This is a genomic window from Pseudomonas sp. GM48, from assembly GCF_000282335.1.
In the GTDB taxonomy this organism is placed as follows: Bacteria; Pseudomonadota; Gammaproteobacteria; order Pseudomonadales; family Pseudomonadaceae; genus Aquipseudomonas.
This window is the reverse complement of sequence record NZ_AKJM01000174.1, coordinates 1-1,110: the sequence shown is the minus strand read 5'-3', so window position 1 is coordinate 1,110 and position 1,110 is coordinate 1. Positions and strand designations below refer to the sequence as shown.

At 61.5% G+C, this 1,110-nt stretch carries 2 protein-coding genes; both read left to right on the top strand.

Annotated elements, in window-relative coordinates; all coding sequences use genetic code 11:
* Positions 1–90: 90 nt before the first annotated feature.
* A complete protein-coding gene (locus PMI28_RS02275) occupies positions 91–414 on the top strand; it encodes a DUF1214 domain-containing protein (RefSeq protein ID WP_007992136.1) in 324 nt (107 codons plus the stop codon).
* Positions 411–1,110 (top strand): DUF1254 domain-containing protein (locus PMI28_RS02280; RefSeq protein WP_007992134.1); only part of this gene is annotated, 700 nt, incomplete at its 3' end. The genes PMI28_RS02275 and PMI28_RS02280, both read left to right, overlap by 4 nt.

Below are 1,110 nucleotides of genomic sequence, written 5' to 3'. Positions count from 1 at the left end.
GGGCTTGCTCGCGAATGCGGTTGATCATTCAACATCTCTGTTGGCTGACACTCCGCTTTCGCGAGCAAGCCCGCTCCCACAGGGATCTGTGTGTGCCGATGTTTATCTAGCGCGGCCATCGCCCAGGGCGCCGAAGCCGGTCGCGAACAGGTGCGCGCGGCCTCCAGCCAGTTGCTGGTGGCCAACCCGATACAGCGTTATGCCTTGGGCGACCGCACCCCTGGTCTACAATACGATGCCGACGGCAGCTTGACCCTGATCCTGCAAGCCGATGCGCCCAAGGCTGCGCCACAGGGCAACTGGCTGCCGACTCCCGAGGGGCCGTTCAACTTATTGCTGCGCCTGTACTTGCCAAAAGGCGGGGCGTTGGATGGCAGTTATCGTTTGCCGACCATTGCGAGGATCGAGCCATGAACATGATCTTCAGTCGCCGCCGGGTGTTGGGCAGCATGGGAGTGTTGGGAGCAAGTCTGATGTTTCCACGCTGGTTGTTGGCCGCTGATTTCGATGACCTGCGGCAGATTGCCAAAGATGCGTGGATTTACGCGTACCCCATGCTCATGCATTACCAGACCATGGAAAAACAGGCGCTCAACCCGGCCGCGCCGGAGTACGTCGGCGGCTTCAATCGCTTTCGCCATTACAGCCAGCTGTACACCCCGAACAACCGCGAAATCGTCACGCCGAACAACGACACGCCGTACTCCTGGGCGTGGCTTGACCTGCGCAGCGAGCCGCAGGTGTTGAGTGTGCCGGCCGTGCCTGACGACCGCTATTACGTGCTTCAACTGGTCGACCAGTACACCCACAACTTTGCCTATGTCGGCGTGCTCAGCACCGGTCGCGATGCGGGGAATTACCTGATCGCCGGACCCGACTGGCAAGGCCCGACACCGGACGGCGTCAAGGCCGTGCTGCGCAGTGAAACCGAAATCGTCATGGTGCTTGGGAGAACGGGCCTGAAAAACGCCGAGGACCTGCCAGCGGTGCGTGCCTTGCAGCAGCAATACGGTTTGCGACCGTTGCATGCATACATCGGCAGTGCACCGCCTGTGGCTGCGCCAGCCATTGACTGGCAACCCTGGGGCAGCAAAACCGGGGTGGGGCCGG